The following is a 14,157-nucleotide window of genomic DNA, read 5'->3' on the forward strand; positions in this document are numbered from 1 at the left end:
GACGGATCTCCTACGGATCGGGGGCGGCGGACTCGGTTGATGGCTCGGCCGGCGTGGAGGCTCGGGGTCGTTCTGGATCACGCGGGACTTGTGCACTGCTCCTCCAGGGACTCGGTCTACGTCCGAGACTCGCGCTCCTGGGCGCGTTCGGGAGACCGGTCGACCGGTGGAGGAATGGTTCGGGTTTCTGGTGTCAGGCGCGCAGATAGAGCAGTACGGCGAGCACCCGGCGGGATTCGCTGCGGGTGGACGGGATGCCGAGCTTGGTGAAGATGCCGGACACGTACTTCTCCGCGGCGCGCAACGTGATCGTCAGCGCGTCCGCAATGCCCTGGTTCGAGGCACCGGTCGCCATCAACTCCAGCGCCTCGCGCTCGCGCGGCGTGAGCACCGCGAGCGGATCGTCACCACGCCGCCGCTTCAGCAGAGTGGAGACGATCTTCGGGTCGATGGCCGAGCCGCCGGCGCTCACCCGGCGTACTGCGGCGACGAAGTCGTCAACGTCGCTGATCCGGTCCTTGAGCAGGTAGCCGACACCCTCGGCGGACTCCGACAGCAGTTGCATCGCCAGACCGAGTTCGAGGTACTGCGACAACACGAGTACGCCGACCCCCGGATGCTGCGCGCGGATCCGCAGGGCGGCGCGCATCCCTTCGTCGTTGTGCGTCGGTGGCAGCCGGATGTCGAGGATCGCGACCTCCGGCGGGAAGCTGCGGACGTACCGCAGCAGGTCGTCGGCATTGTCGTACGCCGCGACGACCTCGAGGCCGGCACCACTCAGGATCCGGGTGAGCCCCTCGCGCAGCAGGACACTGTCCTCGGCGATCGCTACTCGCACGGGAACTCCGCTTCGAGCCGGGTGCCGTGCCCGGCCGGGCTCCAGATCCGCAACCGGCCACCGACCGCCTCGACCCGGTCGGCGAGTCCGCGAAGCCCGGTCCCGCGCTCGGTGTCCGCCCCGCCGACGCCGTCGTCGACGACCTCGACCACCACCGTGTCCGCCGATCGCGTGACGTGGATCGAGGCCACTGTCGCGTGGGCGTGCTTGGCGATGTTGGTCAGGCTCTCGCTGACGACGTAGTACGCGGCGACTTCGATCCGCTCGGTCAGCCGTCCGTCGACCGCGACCTCGAGCTCGACAGGTACGGCGGCCTGTGCGGCCAGCGACTCCAACGCGACGGCCAGGCCGTGGCCGGTGAGTACGGCAGGATGGATGCCGCGGGCAACGTCTCGCAACTCGTCGAGCGAGACGCTCACCTCACGCTTGGCCTGTAGCAGTCGCTCCGAGGTCTCGCCGCCGGAACTTCCGGCGAGCAGACCGAGTTCCAGCGACAAGGCAACCAACCGCTGCTGGGCACCGTCGTGGAGATTACGCTCGAGTCGCTGCCGCTCCTTCTGGCCGGCGTCGATGACCCGGGCCCGGGAACCCTGCAGTTCCTGCAGCCGGGCGCGGAGTTCCACCTGCAGGCGGTTGTTCTCCAGCGCGATGCCCGCCGCCGCGGCGACGGCGTCCAGCAACTCCCGCTCGTCCTCGAGCGACCGGTCGAACTCCAGCGCGATGATCGGCTCGTCATCGCGGTTGACGACCCGCGTCGCCCGCCCGTCCTCGGCTCCCCGCAACGTGATGGCCCGTCCCTCCTGGTCCGCCCAGGTGTCGTACTGCGGTAACCAATAGGCAAGCGTCAGGGACGGATCGTGCAGTGCCCGCGCCAGTGGTTCGCGCAGATCGCCGGCCGGGTGGGCTCGTAACTCCATCAGGAGTGCGCCGACGTCGGTCCGGGCCAGCCGGGCATCCAGCAGGCCGAGCAGGAACGCGACCGGCGCGAGCCCGAGGGCGGCGAAGGCGATGTGGCGGACCGCTTCGATCTGCGGCCAGCCACGCAGACCGGCGACGTACAGGAGCGCGAGTGCGATCAGGGCCAGTCCGAACGTGTCCACCAGCAGCGTCACCGGGCGTCTACGCGTGCCGCCCGTGAACGGACGCCGTACGAAGAGCAGAACGGTGCCGATCAGGAGCAGCACGCTCATGGTGATCAGCTGGACTTGCTCGATCCGGGCCGCCAGCGCGGGCTCGGAGCTGATCGCGAGCAGGCTGTCGGGATTGCCACCGAGCAGGATCTTCGCCAGTTGGAGGACCACGACGTTCACGTAGGCGGCGATGACGACCACTTGGCGTGGCCGGGTCTCCAGCCGTCCGGTCGGATACGCGAGGAACACGTGCAGGAACATGGCCGACGGAACCATGTCGAGCAGGTGGCCGAACGAGTGCAAAGCGGGCACCGAGGACCACTGCAGAGCGGTCAGCGCCATCACGAACGCCGTGGCGATCATCAGTGGACCGAGACGGCTCTCCGGTCGGCGCCACCAGGCCAGGGTGCCGCTGATCAGGTACGGAATGGTGATCCAGTTGAACAGCAGTGCCTGCAGACCCGGCCGGACCAGTTCGTCGCCGGCCATCGCGAGGACCACCGAAACCACCAGGGTGCCGAATCCCGCCACGACGGTCGCCCACAAAGCCCACGGCCGCGGCGCTCTCCGCGCCGCCCACCCCTCCACACGTCCACCACCCTCCCACCCCTACCTGCCACAGTGCATCCGCCTCCCACCCCGCACAATGCTTCAGCCCTCGGAGCGGCTGAAGGTTCGGCGGTGGGTGGTCGGGGTGGTGGAGAAGGTCCTGGTGAAGTGCTGGCGGAGGTGGAGCGGGGAGGTGAAGCCGCAGGCGGTGGCGATCCGAGAGACCGGGAGCGTCGTGGTTTCGAGGAGCTCCTGGGCTCGCGTGAGGCGCTGACGGATCAGCCACTGCAAGGGCGTGGTGCCGGTCTGGACCCGGAACTGGCGTGACAGGGTGCGCGGGCTCATCGCGGCCTGGGCGGCGATCGTGGTGAGGCTGAGCGGTTCGTCCAGATGATCGAGCATCCAGCGCATCACCGGTTCGAGTGAATCGGTGCCGGAGAGCGCGGGCGCGGTACCGAACTGGGCCTGGCTGCCGTCGCGATGCGGCGCCATCACCATTCGCCGGGCGACGGTCGCCGCGACCGCCGAGCCGTAGTCGTTCCGGACCAGGTGCAGGCAGAGGTCGAGTCCCGCGGTGACCCCGGCGGAGGTCAGTACGTCGCCGTCGTCGACGTACAGCGCATCGACGACCACCTTGACCTCGGGGTAGCGCCGCGCCAACTCGTCCGCGTGTGCCCAGTGCGTCGCGGCACGTCGCCCATCGAGTACGCCGGCCGCGGCCAGCAGGAACGCACCCGTGCAGATCGACGCGATCCGCACACCACGCCGATGGGCTTCCCGCACGAGCTCCACCACCTCGTCATCCGGTTCGAAGGACGCGGGCACGATCAGGGTGTGTGCGTTGAGCGCTTCCTCGAGCGGGTACGGCGGGTCCACGCGGAGGATGGGCAGGTCGTGCGCGACCAGCGTCGTACCGGGCAGGCCGCAGACCCGTACGTCGTAGCGGCCCGCGGCGGTGGCGAACACCTGGCAGGCGCCGGCCAACTCGAGACCGATCGTGCCGTCCAGGGCGAGCACAGCGACCGTGAGCATGGCGCGAATCTATCTGATGATGTCTTTCCAGCCACTCCCGCCCGATGGTCCACCGGCCGCAGGGTGGTCCGCATGCGGATCGACGTACTGATGTTCGAAGGAGTGGCCGAGGTCGACGCGCTGTCGACGTACGCGGTGTTCGCCAATGCCAAGCGCCGGGGGCTGGCGGTGGATCCCCGGCTGGTGACCGCGGATGGGGCGACCGAGGTGACTGGTTGCTACGGGACGACGTTCGCCGGGCTCGAGCCGTGGTCACCGCGGACGGCTCGGGTCCTCGCGGTCTCCGGCGGATGGATCCTGGAGGAGATCGAGCGCGGGGTGATCCCGCGCCAGCTCGCCGAGGCGAAACGGGCCGGAGGCAACGACCTGGTCCTGGCCGGGATCGACTCGGGCGCCCTGCTGCTCGGTGCCGCCGGGCTGATCGAGGGCCGCCCGGCGACGACCCACCGCGCCGACTACGAGCGGCTCAAGCAGTGGGCGGAACTCGTCGACGCCCGGATCGTCGACGACGGGGATCTCGTCACCTGCGGCAGCGGCTGGTTCGCCGGTGTGGACCTCGCCTACTGGCTGCTGGAACGCGAGCTCGGGGCCGCGGCCGAGGTTGTCGCCATGGAGCAATGGATCGGCCGCGACCGGCAGGGCACGGTCTGGCGGCCGGCGGCGGGGAAGGTGTAGGCGCCTTCCCCACCACAGGGCGACTACTTGGTGCCGAAGGTGTAGACGGTGGTGGTCGCGTAGGTCTCGCCGGGGCGGAGGACCGTCGACGGGAAGTTGGGCTGGTTGGGGGAGTCCGGGAAGTGCTGGGTCTCGAAGGCGAAGGCGTCGCCCTGGCGGTAGGCCTTGTTGCCGATGCCCAGGAACGTGCCGTCGAGGAAGTTGCCGCTGTAGAACTGCGCGCCCGGCTGGTCGGTGTGGACCGTGACGGTGCGGCCGCTCTCGGGCTCCCAGAACCGGGCGGCGAAGCGCAGGCCGTCGTGATCGGTCTTGCCGCCGAGGACGAAGTTGTGGTCGTAGCCGCGGCCGACGATGAGTTGCGGGTGGTCGCCGCGCAGCCGCGCGCCGATCGGAGTCGGCTTGTTGAAGTCGAACGGCGTACCCGCGACCGGGGCGATCTCGCCGGTGGGGATCAGGCCGGCGTCGACCGGCGTGTACGACGGAGCGTTCAGCTCGAGCACATGGTCGTCGATGGACCCACTGCCCTCACCGGCCAAGTTGAAGTACACATGGTTGGTCAGGTTCACCACGGTCGGCTTGCCCGCGACGGTCGCGTGGTAGTCGATCCGCAGGTTGTCCCGCCGGTCCAGCGTGTAGGTGACCGTCGTACTCAGCTCACCTGGGAAGCCCATCTCGCCGTCCGGGCTGACGTAGCTGAACGCGACCCCGACCGAGTCGTCGGTGCGCACGGTCTTGGCCTTCCACACCTTCTTGTCGAAGCCGATGGTGCCGCCGTGCAACGCGTTCTCGCCGTTGTTGACCGGGATCTGGTACGTCGTCCCGTCCAGCGTGAACCGGCCCTTCGCGATCCGGTTGCCGTACCGGCCGATGGTGGCGCCGAAGTACGGGCTGAGCGCCGCGTAGTCGGGCAGGTTGTCGAAGCCCAGGCTGATGTTCTTGGTCCGGCCGCGCCGGTCCGGGGTCTCGACCCGCTGGATGGTGGCACCCCAGGTCAGCATCGAGATCGTGACCCGGCCGTTGGTGAACGTGTAGACGTCCACCGCAACGCCCTCCGGGGTGGTGCCGAACGGGTCCTTGCGGATCTCCAGCTTGCCGTGGTGTGCGCCCATGGCGGCCAACTTATCCGGCCTACCAGCGACCGAACCGGCCTGGGTGGTCGCCTCCGCGGTACTGCTCAGGGCGCCCGCGGCGGCGGCACCCAGACCCAGGGCGCCGGCCGTACGCAGGACCTGGCGGCGGGGCAGGTGATCGGGCATCGCATTCCCCTCACTGAGTCGACGGTCGTCGGCGAGAGCGTTTCCACGCCGACCCGGGCACGATACGCACGGCTGTCCAGTGTTTGGAACAGTTCGTAACGGTTTGAATTCGTCCGATGACTGCACGAGTATCGAAAGGTCCGCCGACCGCTGACCGGATCGGTCCGGTCCCGGCCCCGATCGGGTCTTCTCCGGTACGCCGGGAGCACGCGAGCATGGATGCTATGAGCGCAACCGCACTGATCGTGATCGACGTCCAGGAATCCTTCCGGGTCCGGCCGAACTGGCAGGCCGTCAACAACCCCGACATCGCCGATCGGGTCGGCCGCCTGGTCCGCGCGGCCCGGGACCAGGGCGACCTCGTCGTCTGGGTGCTGCACACCGAGCCCGGCACCGGCGGCGCGTTCGATCCGGCCAACGGCCACGTCCGGCTGATGGCAGGACTCGAGCCGATCGACGGCGAGCCGGTCCTCACCAAGACCTCGCACAACGCCTTCACCACAACGAATCTGCAGCAACTCCTGACCCAGCACGGCGTCACCGAGTTGGTCATCGGCGGCATCCGGACCGAGCAGTGCTGCGAGACCACCACCCGGATCGCCTCGGACCTCGGGTACGCCGTCACGTTCGTCACCGAGGCCACGGCGACGACCCCGCTGCCGCACTGGACGATGCCGGCCGACGCGACCCTGGCCGAGATTCTGGCGGATCCGCGCACGCTCAGTCCTGAGCTCGTCACCGAGCGGACCGAGTACGCGCTGGCGGGCCGGTTCGCCACCATTCGGACACTCGACGAACTGACCGGCGTACCCGTGTCATCCTGACCAGATCATGAGTAGTACTCGGGTCGTCTTCCTGCTGGTGCCGAAGCTGCACCTGCTGGATCTGGCCGGGCCGGCGCAGGTCTTCTCGACCGCGAACGATCTCGGCTACGGCTACCAGCTGAGCTATGTGGCGGAGGTTGAGGAGATCGCCACCGCCCAGGGCGTGCCGGTGAAGGCGCAGCTGCACTGGCCGGAGCTCGGTCCGGACGACCTGATCGTCGTACCCGGTTGGCGGTCGCCGCGGTTGTCGCCGGTGCCGCCGATCGGGCCCGAGACCAAGCAGCGGTTGCGCACTCATCACGCGGCCGGCGGATCGGTGGCCAGCGTGTGCTCCGGCGCCGATGCACTCGGCGCCGCCGGACTGCTCGACGGCCACCGGTACACCACGCACCACGACCTGACCGAGGAACTGGCCGCGCGGTACCCGAAGGCGAGCATCGTGCGGGATGTCCTGTACGTCGTGGACGACCGCGTCATCACCTCCGCCGGGATCGCGAGCGGGATCGACCTGGCCCTGCACCTGGTCGCGGTCGAGCGCGGCGCCGAGGCGGCGGCACGGGTAGCGCGGGAGATGGTCGTGTACGCGCGGCGCAACGGCGACGAACTGCAGGACAGCGTGATGCTGCGGCACCGCGGTCACCTGAGCGACCTCGCTCACCGGGTGCAGGACGTGATCGACGCGCGGTACGCCGACCGCCTCCTGCTCGCCGAGCTCGCGCACGAGGTGGGCGTGAGCGAACGGACCCTGACCCGGATCTTCACCAATGCCACGGGTCTGACCCCGCTGCGCTACCAGCAACTCCTCCGCCTCGAGCGGGCCGAACACCTCATCGGCCACGGTGCCACCGTCGAGTCCGCCGCCCGCACCGTCGGCTTCGAGGACGCCCGGATGCTCCGCCGTCTCCGCGCCCGTACGGCGGAGCCGGTCGCGGGGTAGACCTAGGTCCACCCGGCCGGGGGACTCAGCGCTCCTGAGTTCCGCCCGCCGTCCCACGAGGCTCGTTGTGTGCGAACAACGAGAGGTGGGGACAGCGTGAGCGCTGGTGGCGTGACCGTGCGGGTTGCACGGTGGAGTGCGATCCATCCATGGCGAGCGATCGGCCTCTGGCTGCTGCTCGTCGTCGTCGCGGTCGGGATGTCGGTGGTCATCCCGAAGCAGCAGATGCAGAGCAAGGACACCTGGGTCGGCCAGTCCGGCCAGGCAGCCGAGATGATCGAGCAAGCCGGGCTGGGCGACCGGCCCGCGGAGACCGTCCTCGTGACCGATCCCGACGGTCGGTTGGACAAGGCGGCCGCGACGACCGCGATGACCCAACTGCGGCAGAAGCTCACCACGCTGGACTCGGTCCAGGCGGTCGGTCAGCCGGTCTGGTCGGACAACGGCAATTCTGCCTTGCTGCCGATCGAATTGAAGGGAACGGCGGACGACGCGGCCGACGCGATCGAGAAGGTCGTCGCCACCACCGCCGAAGTGCAGCAGGCCAACCCGGACCTCAGCATCAACCAGGCCGGCACGGCCTCACTGGACGCGGGGATCTGGAAGCAGGTCGGTTCGGATCTCGCGAAGGCGGAGAAGCTCAGCCTGCCGATCACGTTCGTGCTGATGCTGCTGGCGTTCGGTGCGCTGATCGCGGCCGGGATCCCTGTCCTGCTGGCGTTCTCGGCGGTCGGCGCCGCGCTCGGCTTCTACGCGCCGCTGTCGTTCCTCTTCCCCGACGGCGGTTCGGTCGCCAACGTCGTCCTGCTGATCGGGATGGCCGTCGGCGTCGACTACTCACTCTTCTACCTCAAACGCGAACGCGAGGAACGCCGCAAGGGCCGCAGCACCCTCGACGCCGTCGAGATCGCCGCGGCGACGTCCGGTCACTCGGTGGTCGTCTCCGGCCTCGCCGTGATCGTCTCGATGGCCGGCCTGTACGTCGCTCAGGACATGACGTTCTCTTCGATGGCAACGGCAACGATCGTGGTCGTCGCGGTGGCCGTCCTCGGTTCCTTGACCGTGCTGCCCGCACTACTCGCGAAGCTCGGGCATCGGGTCGACCGTCCGCGCGTTCCGCTGCTCTGGCGGCTCAACCGGCGCATCGGTCCCGGCGGGATCAGCCGCCGCATCCTGGCTCCGGTACTGAGCCATCCGCGGGCCGCGCTGTCCGTCTCGATCCTGGCCGTGGCGGCTCTCGCCGTCCCGGCACTGGGGATGAAGACCGAGCCGTCCGACCTGAACACGCTGCCGCAGAGCATCCCCGAGGTGCGCACGTTCAAGGCCCTGCAGGAGAACTTCCCGTCCCAGGGCGGTCTCTCGTACGACGTGGTGGCGCGTGGCGAAGATGCCGTCGGGGCGTTGACCGGGCTGCAGGAATCCGCAGTACAGAGCGGCAAGTTCGTCGTACCGCAAGGAGCGGCGATCCGGCAGGCGGACGGCACCGCGGTGCTCACGTTGGTGTCGGTGTTGCCGGAGAGCAGTGCGAACGCCGAGACTGCGTTGAACCAGTTGCGGTCGGACTTCGTACCTACCTCGCTCGGGTCTGTGCCGACCTGGGCGGTCGGTGGGGAGCAGGCGGAGTCGGTTGACTACGGCAACAATCAGCGGGACAAGCTGCCGTGGGTGATCGCGTTCGTGCTGGCGCTGACGCTGGTGATGATGGCGGTGACCTTCCGGAGCGTGGCGATCGCGTTGCTGACCACGGTGCTCAACCTCGCGTCGGTGGCGGCCTGCTTCGGAGTGCTGTCGCTGGTGTTCCAGCACAGCTGGGCCGAAGGGCTGCTCGGGTTCACGTCCTCAGGCTTCGTGGTGTCGTGGATCCCGCTGTTCCTGTTCGTGATCCTGGTCGGGCTGTCGATGGATTACCACGTGTTCGTCCTCGGCCGGATCCGCGAAGGAGTGGCCGAAGGGCTGACGCCTCGCGAGGCGGTCCGGAAGGGCATCACCGAATCGGCCGGTGTGGTGACCAGCGCGGCCGCGGTAATGGTGTCGGTGTTCGCGGTCTTCGCCACCCTCGGCATGCTCGAGATGAAGCAGATGGGCATCGGCCTGGCCGTCGCCGTTCTCATCGACGCGACCCTGGTCCGGATCGTCATGCTTCCCTCCATCCTCGTCCTGCTGGGCCGCAAGGCCTGGTGGCCGAACCGCCTGCACCGGCAGGAGCCGGCGCAGCCGGAGCGCGAGCTGGTGACGGTCTAGTCCTGTTCGAACTTTCCCCGCGACCGCGTCGTCTACTCAGGCGGACCAACCAGCAAGGGGGAATGCGACATGAAGACTGGGAAGACGATGCGGACGGCAGTGGCCGCCGGAGTCGCGGCTCTGGTAGCCGCCGGAGGAATCGCAGCCGTGGGTCTGGGGACCGCGGCTGCGTCCACGGCTCAAGCGGCGGCACTGAATCGGACGCAACTGCTGACGATCCAGCAGGTGGCCGCAGCCGATCCGGGTGGCGAATGGATCAAGCAGGTCGACCGCGGCATCCTGCCGAAGACGTACTGCGGACCGGCGTCGACCGAGGGGAAGCGGGTCTCGGAGCGGATGGCCCGGGGCTTCACCGACGACATGGCCAAGTACGGCGCGCAGTACGTGAGCCGGTATCCCGACGTGGCGACCGCGAAGGCGGCGTACGCCTCGATCAAGGCGACGTTGAAGAGTTGCCCGGCGGGCAAGCCGGCGCCCACGCACACGCGCCGGCTCACCGACAACCGCGTGGTCACGGGGGCCTCCGGCGACGGGACCGTGGTGATCCGCTGGTACGACTACCCGCTGCCGAGCGATCCGGGCAGCGAGGACGGCGCGTTCCCTTATGCGGTCACGCTGAAGGGACGCACCGTCTCGGTCCTCGCGTTCAGCTCGATGGGTCAGGGCATGTCGCGGACGAACGTCGACAAGGTCGCCCGTCTGGCCGCGGCGAAGATCATCCGCTGAGCCTCGACGCCGCCGTCAGTTTGCTGACGGCGGCACTCAGCTGTCCGGTCAGGAGCAGGTGCTCGGCGTCCGACGTGAGTTTGGACGCCGGCTCTGTGACGTTCTGACCGATGTGGTTCTGCGCGATCCAGCGGGCGGCGCCTACTACCGCATCGCCTTCGGTAAAGGCGTCCGCCTTGGTGCGCTCGAGGTACCGGGCGGACTGGGTCAGAGCGGCGAGAGCAGTAGTTGCCTGAGGCCCTGACCAGTCCTTCGCCTGGAGTGCGACAGAGGCAGCGACCGCAGCGGCCAGCGCGTACGGATCATGCTTCTGCAGAAGGGTGTTCCGGGCGTCCGTCAGCTTCTGCCGAGCCGTGGCCTGGGTGGTCAGACCCCAACCATAGGGGTACTGCGGATCGTAGGAGGCGTCACCGACATTCAGTGGCTCCTGCGCCTCCGTACGCGGCCAGCTGACCGGAAGCCGACCGGTGAACGGCCGCTTGCCGAACAGGACATCCGCGACCCCGGCGCCCTCAGTGCCCGGCAACCACGACGCGACCACGGCGTTCATCTTGCCGAGCTGGTCGGCGATCGCCTGAGGCCGGCCGGACACGATCAGCACGACACACTTCATCGCGCCGCAGACCTTGTCCACCGCGGCCTTGTCGGCGTCCGACAGCAGTAGGTCGTGACCGTTGCCGACGTCACCGATCCCCTCGGCGTACGGGCGTTCGCCGACGACGACCACGCCGACGTCGTGACCCTCCAGTGGAGCGGAGGCGCCCGCGCTGAACGTTGCCGTCGGCACCACCTGCTTGATCCCGTCCAGGATCGTCGTACCGGTGGTCGTCGGACCGGAGCCGCCCTGCCAGGTGATGCTCCAGCCGCCCATCTGGTTGCCCAGGTCGTTCGCGTTGCTGCCGGCCACGTAGACCTTCGACGTGGATGCCAGCGGCAACAGGTTGCCGTCGTTCTTGAGCAGCACCTGGGACTTCGCCGCCGCTTCCCGGCCGACCGCACGGTGTGCGGCCGATCCGATGTCGGCGAGGTGCGTGGTGTCGGCGTACGGGTGCTCGAACAGGCCGAGCTTGAACTTCTCGGTCAGGATCCGCCGGACCGCGTCGTCGACCCGGGCCATCGGCACCCGGCCGGCGGCGATCTCGTCGGTCAGGCCCTGGGTGAAGCCCTGGTAGTTCGTCGGCACCATGATCATGTCGAGCCCGGCGTTGATCGACGTACGGATGTCGCTCGCGTAGTCGCCGGGCAGTTGGTCGATCGCCTGCCAGTCGCTGATCACGAACCCGTCGAAGCCCATCCGCTGCTTGAGTACGCCGTTGATCAGCTCGCCGTCACCGTGCATCTTGACCGGCGCCCCACCGTCGATGGCGACACTCGAGTACGACGGCATCACGGTCCCGACCCCGAGATCGACCGCGGTCCCGAACGGCGCCAGGTGCAGCGTCTCCAACTGCTGACGAGTGACCTCGGTGATGCCCTGGTCGATCGTGTAGTTACCGGTCGTCGAGGACCCGTACGTCGTACCGCCGTCGCCGACGAAGTGCTTCGCGGTGGCCAGCACGCGGGTGTTCTGTGCGAGTTGGCTGCCGTCCGCCTTGCCCTGCATGCCGGTGATCACGGTCGCCATCGACTGCACCAGCGCTGGGTCCTCGCCATACCCCTCATACGCCCGACCCCAGCGGTCGTCGCGGACCACGCAGACGCACGGCGAGAAGTCCCACGGGATGCCCGTCGCGCGTACCTCGGTCGCGGTCACCTCACCGGTACGGCGGGCCAGGTCCGGATCGCGGGTCGCGCCGATGCCGATGTTGTGCGGCAGGATCGTCGCGCCGACCACGTTGTTGTGGCCGTGCACCGCGTCGACGCCGTAGATCAGCGGGATCTGCAGCCGGGTGGCCTGGGCGTTGAGCTGGAAGTTGTCGATCATCGCCGCCCACGCGGCCGGGGTGTTCGGCGTCGGCACCGAGCCGCCGCCGGACAGCAACGAACCGAGCGCGTACGACGCGATGTCGGTGCGCGACCGGAGTGCGTTGCGCTCGGCCTGGGTCATCTGGCCGACCTTCTCGGCCGTCGTCATCCGGGCGAGCAGGTCGGCGACCCGCTTCTTCACCGGGAGCTTGCTGTTGAGGTACGGCAGGTCGTGGGCGTTGATCACGACGACCGGCTGGGTCGTCGGTGCCTTCGCGCCAGTGACGGTGAGCTCGAGCGGAATCGTCTCGGCGGCCTCCGCGGAGTGGTCCTTGCGAGTCGTCACGGCCACGGTCTGCGCGGTGCCGGAGGCCGTACCGGCCGGGAAGGTGATCGTGCCGGTGACCGGGTTGTAGTCGTCGGCGCCGGCGGACCCGGTGCCGGTGCGGTACTCGACGGTGACCGGCTCTTCGAGCGGGGTGCTGCCGGTGGTCGCGACGGAGATCTTGACCTGCGCGGTGCCGCCTTCCTTGACCGGGTAGACACCGGCGTCGGTGACGACACTCGCCTTCAGAGCGGGGTCGGCCTTGCCGTAGATCTCGACCTGGTCGATCGCGAACTCACCCGGTGAGCCGACCGGCATGGTGATCGCGTAGCCCCACATCTGGGTCAGGTTGAGCACCTGGTCGATGCCGCCGACCGGCTGGTAGTCGGCGCGGTAGACCAGATCGCTGAACGGGATCTCGACCAGGTGCCAGCCCTGCCAGTCGTCGGTGAAGCTGGTGTTCCACAGCTCGGAGGCCTCCGCGTTGGCGCCGCCGTCCTTGATCTCGAAGAAGATCCGCTTGCCGGAGCCGGGCGGCAGCGGTGCGGTGTTCTGGCCGTACCACCAGAACCGGATGCCCTTGTGCGCGGACCAGTCGCCTGGGTTCTGGTCGAACGTCACGTCGTGGCTGAATCCGCCGTACCCGCTGATGTTGTAGGTGCCGTGCAGCACCTTCTCGCCGGACGGCGCGTCGGCGCGCGCCTGCAGTTCCATCGTCGGCGGGTCGTCGGCGTCGCTGCCCCAGCCGAAGATCCCCGGGTTCGGCGGCGACGCGAACGGCTCGGCGCCCTCGAAGGCGGCCAGCACGATCGGCGCCGGGTCGTCGGCGCCCACCGCCGGCAGCGGGAGTAACCCGGTGATCAGGGCCGCTGCCGCGACCAGTGCTGTCTGACGGAAACCACGCATGGCCGACTCCCCACTCCGCGCGAGCCTCACACCCGCGTTCGGCCCCGACTCTCAACCAGCCCAACCACCCGGTCAAGACCTCACCGGTTCCGGAACTAGTGTCCCGTGAGCGGTGTGGCTTGGCGCTCTCACGATCGGCCGCATATGCGTGCGATCCCCACCCTGAAGGCAGAAATGAACGAGCTCGGGTGCCTCGACCTCGACCTCGCCGATGGGGGTGGTCCGGCGTTCGGACACCCAGTCGATCAACTTCAAAGGTTCAGGGATGTCGGAGGTGAAGTGGAGCAGGTTGAGGTACCAGATGTCGCGGCGTCCGTGTGGGCGTTCGAACCAGTCGTCGGGTCCGAGCTCGGTGGCGAACCGGTCCAGGAAGGCGTCTGCTGCTCCGTCGAGGGGGATGGCGGACGCCATCACCGACCCCGGGGTCAGGGTGAGACCGGTGACGCGGAAGCGAGTCGGGCCGGCGGTGGCCCGCCGCAGCGCGGACAGATAGCGCTCGATCGCGGGGTCGTCCGGGGCGATGGTGGCGCGGTAGCCCTCGAGAGCGCGGACGGTGAGGTGGGCCGATCCCAGTTGACCGGTCTGCCAGTGCCCCGGACCGGCCAGCTCGGCCGCCTCGGCGGTGACGGCGTCCAGGTGTTGCGCGAGGTCACTGTCCGTCGGGGGACGCAGCACGACGCTCACTGGCCAGCGGCCGCCCTCGCGGGGAGGTTCGTCGCGCTGATGGGCTCCGCGGGCGATCAGGGGTACGGCGGTGGCGAACAGGTCGTCGAACGTGGTCACGGGCGGTACGACGCCGGACGGGATTCAGAA

Annotated in this window: 11 protein-coding genes; 5 read left to right on the top strand and 6 right to left on the bottom strand. The window is 68.9% G+C overall.

What is annotated here, in order from left to right:
- Positions 1-193 precede the first annotated feature (193 nt).
- From E0H73_RS23860 to E0H73_RS23870, 3 genes are all read right to left on the bottom strand, one after another.
- The gene (locus E0H73_RS23860) at positions 194-838 is read right to left on the bottom strand and encodes a response regulator transcription factor (protein WP_131360198.1); all 645 of its coding nucleotides are present in this window, start codon (positions 836-838) and stop codon (positions 194-196) included.
- Positions 829-2,556 carry a sensor histidine kinase gene (locus E0H73_RS23865; protein WP_131360200.1) on the bottom strand — a complete coding sequence of 576 codons (1,728 nt, stop codon included), beginning with the start codon at positions 2,554-2,556 and terminating at the stop codon, positions 829-831. Before E0H73_RS23865 ends, E0H73_RS23860 begins: the two co-directional genes overlap by 10 nt.
- Positions 2,557-2,619: 63 nt before the next feature.
- The gene (locus E0H73_RS23870) at positions 2,620-3,549 is read right to left on the bottom strand and encodes a GlxA family transcriptional regulator (RefSeq protein WP_131360202.1); all 930 of its coding nucleotides are present in this window, start codon (positions 3,547-3,549) and stop codon (positions 2,620-2,622) included.
- Between the two features lie 72 nt (positions 3,550-3,621).
- Between E0H73_RS23870 and E0H73_RS23875 the strand changes: the two genes are divergently transcribed.
- On the top strand, positions 3,622-4,224 hold the full coding sequence (locus tag E0H73_RS23875) for a DJ-1/PfpI family protein (RefSeq protein WP_131360204.1): 603 nt from the start codon (positions 3,622-3,624) through the stop codon (positions 4,222-4,224).
- A 23-nt stretch (positions 4,225-4,247) separates the two neighbouring features.
- Here E0H73_RS23875 and E0H73_RS23880 read toward each other — a convergent pair whose 3' ends face one another.
- The gene (locus tag E0H73_RS23880) at positions 4,248-5,480 is read right to left on the bottom strand and encodes an aldose epimerase family protein (RefSeq protein ID WP_131360206.1); all 1,233 of its coding nucleotides are present in this window, start codon (positions 5,478-5,480) and stop codon (positions 4,248-4,250) included.
- A 224-nt stretch (positions 5,481-5,704) separates the two neighbouring features.
- On the opposite strand from E0H73_RS23880, the gene E0H73_RS23885 reads away from it, so the two are divergent.
- The 4 genes from E0H73_RS23885 (at position 5,705) to E0H73_RS23900 (ending at position 10,208) form a co-directional block, all read left to right on the top strand.
- Positions 5,705-6,304, top strand: a complete 600-nt coding sequence (locus tag E0H73_RS23885; protein ID WP_202867529.1) for an isochorismatase family protein — start codon at positions 5,705-5,707, stop codon at positions 6,302-6,304.
- A 7-nt stretch (positions 6,305-6,311) separates the two neighbouring features.
- Positions 6,312-7,241, top strand: coding sequence for a GlxA family transcriptional regulator (locus E0H73_RS23890; RefSeq protein ID WP_131360208.1), 930 nt, complete (start codon positions 6,312-6,314; stop codon positions 7,239-7,241).
- 96 nt (positions 7,242-7,337) lie between these two features.
- Positions 7,338-9,482 carry an MMPL family transporter gene (locus tag E0H73_RS23895; RefSeq protein WP_238164192.1) on the top strand — a complete coding sequence of 715 codons (2,145 nt, stop codon included), beginning with the start codon at positions 7,338-7,340 and terminating at the stop codon, positions 9,480-9,482.
- A gap of 69 nt (positions 9,483-9,551) precedes the next feature.
- Positions 9,552-10,208: a hypothetical protein gene (locus E0H73_RS23900; RefSeq protein WP_131360210.1), complete on the top strand. Its 657-nt coding sequence runs from the start codon at positions 9,552-9,554 to the stop codon at positions 10,206-10,208.
- On the opposite strand, the gene E0H73_RS23905 is transcribed toward E0H73_RS23900, so the two are convergent.
- Both E0H73_RS23905 and E0H73_RS23910 read right to left on the bottom strand, forming a co-directional pair.
- Positions 10,198-13,344 carry a glycoside hydrolase family 3 N-terminal domain-containing protein gene (locus E0H73_RS23905; RefSeq protein ID WP_131360212.1) on the bottom strand — a complete coding sequence of 1,049 codons (3,147 nt, stop codon included), beginning with the start codon at positions 13,342-13,344 and terminating at the stop codon, positions 10,198-10,200. The genes E0H73_RS23900 and E0H73_RS23905 overlap by 11 nt on opposite strands.
- Before the next feature lie 72 nt (positions 13,345-13,416).
- On the bottom strand, positions 13,417-14,127 hold the full coding sequence (locus E0H73_RS23910; protein ID WP_131360215.1) for a hypothetical protein: 711 nt from the start codon (positions 14,125-14,127) through the stop codon (positions 13,417-13,419).
- Between the last annotated feature and the right edge of the window lie 30 nt (positions 14,128-14,157).

The organism is Kribbella pittospori, from assembly GCF_004331465.1.
GTDB classification, from domain to species: domain Bacteria; phylum Actinomycetota; class Actinomycetes; order Propionibacteriales; family Kribbellaceae; genus Kribbella; species Kribbella pittospori.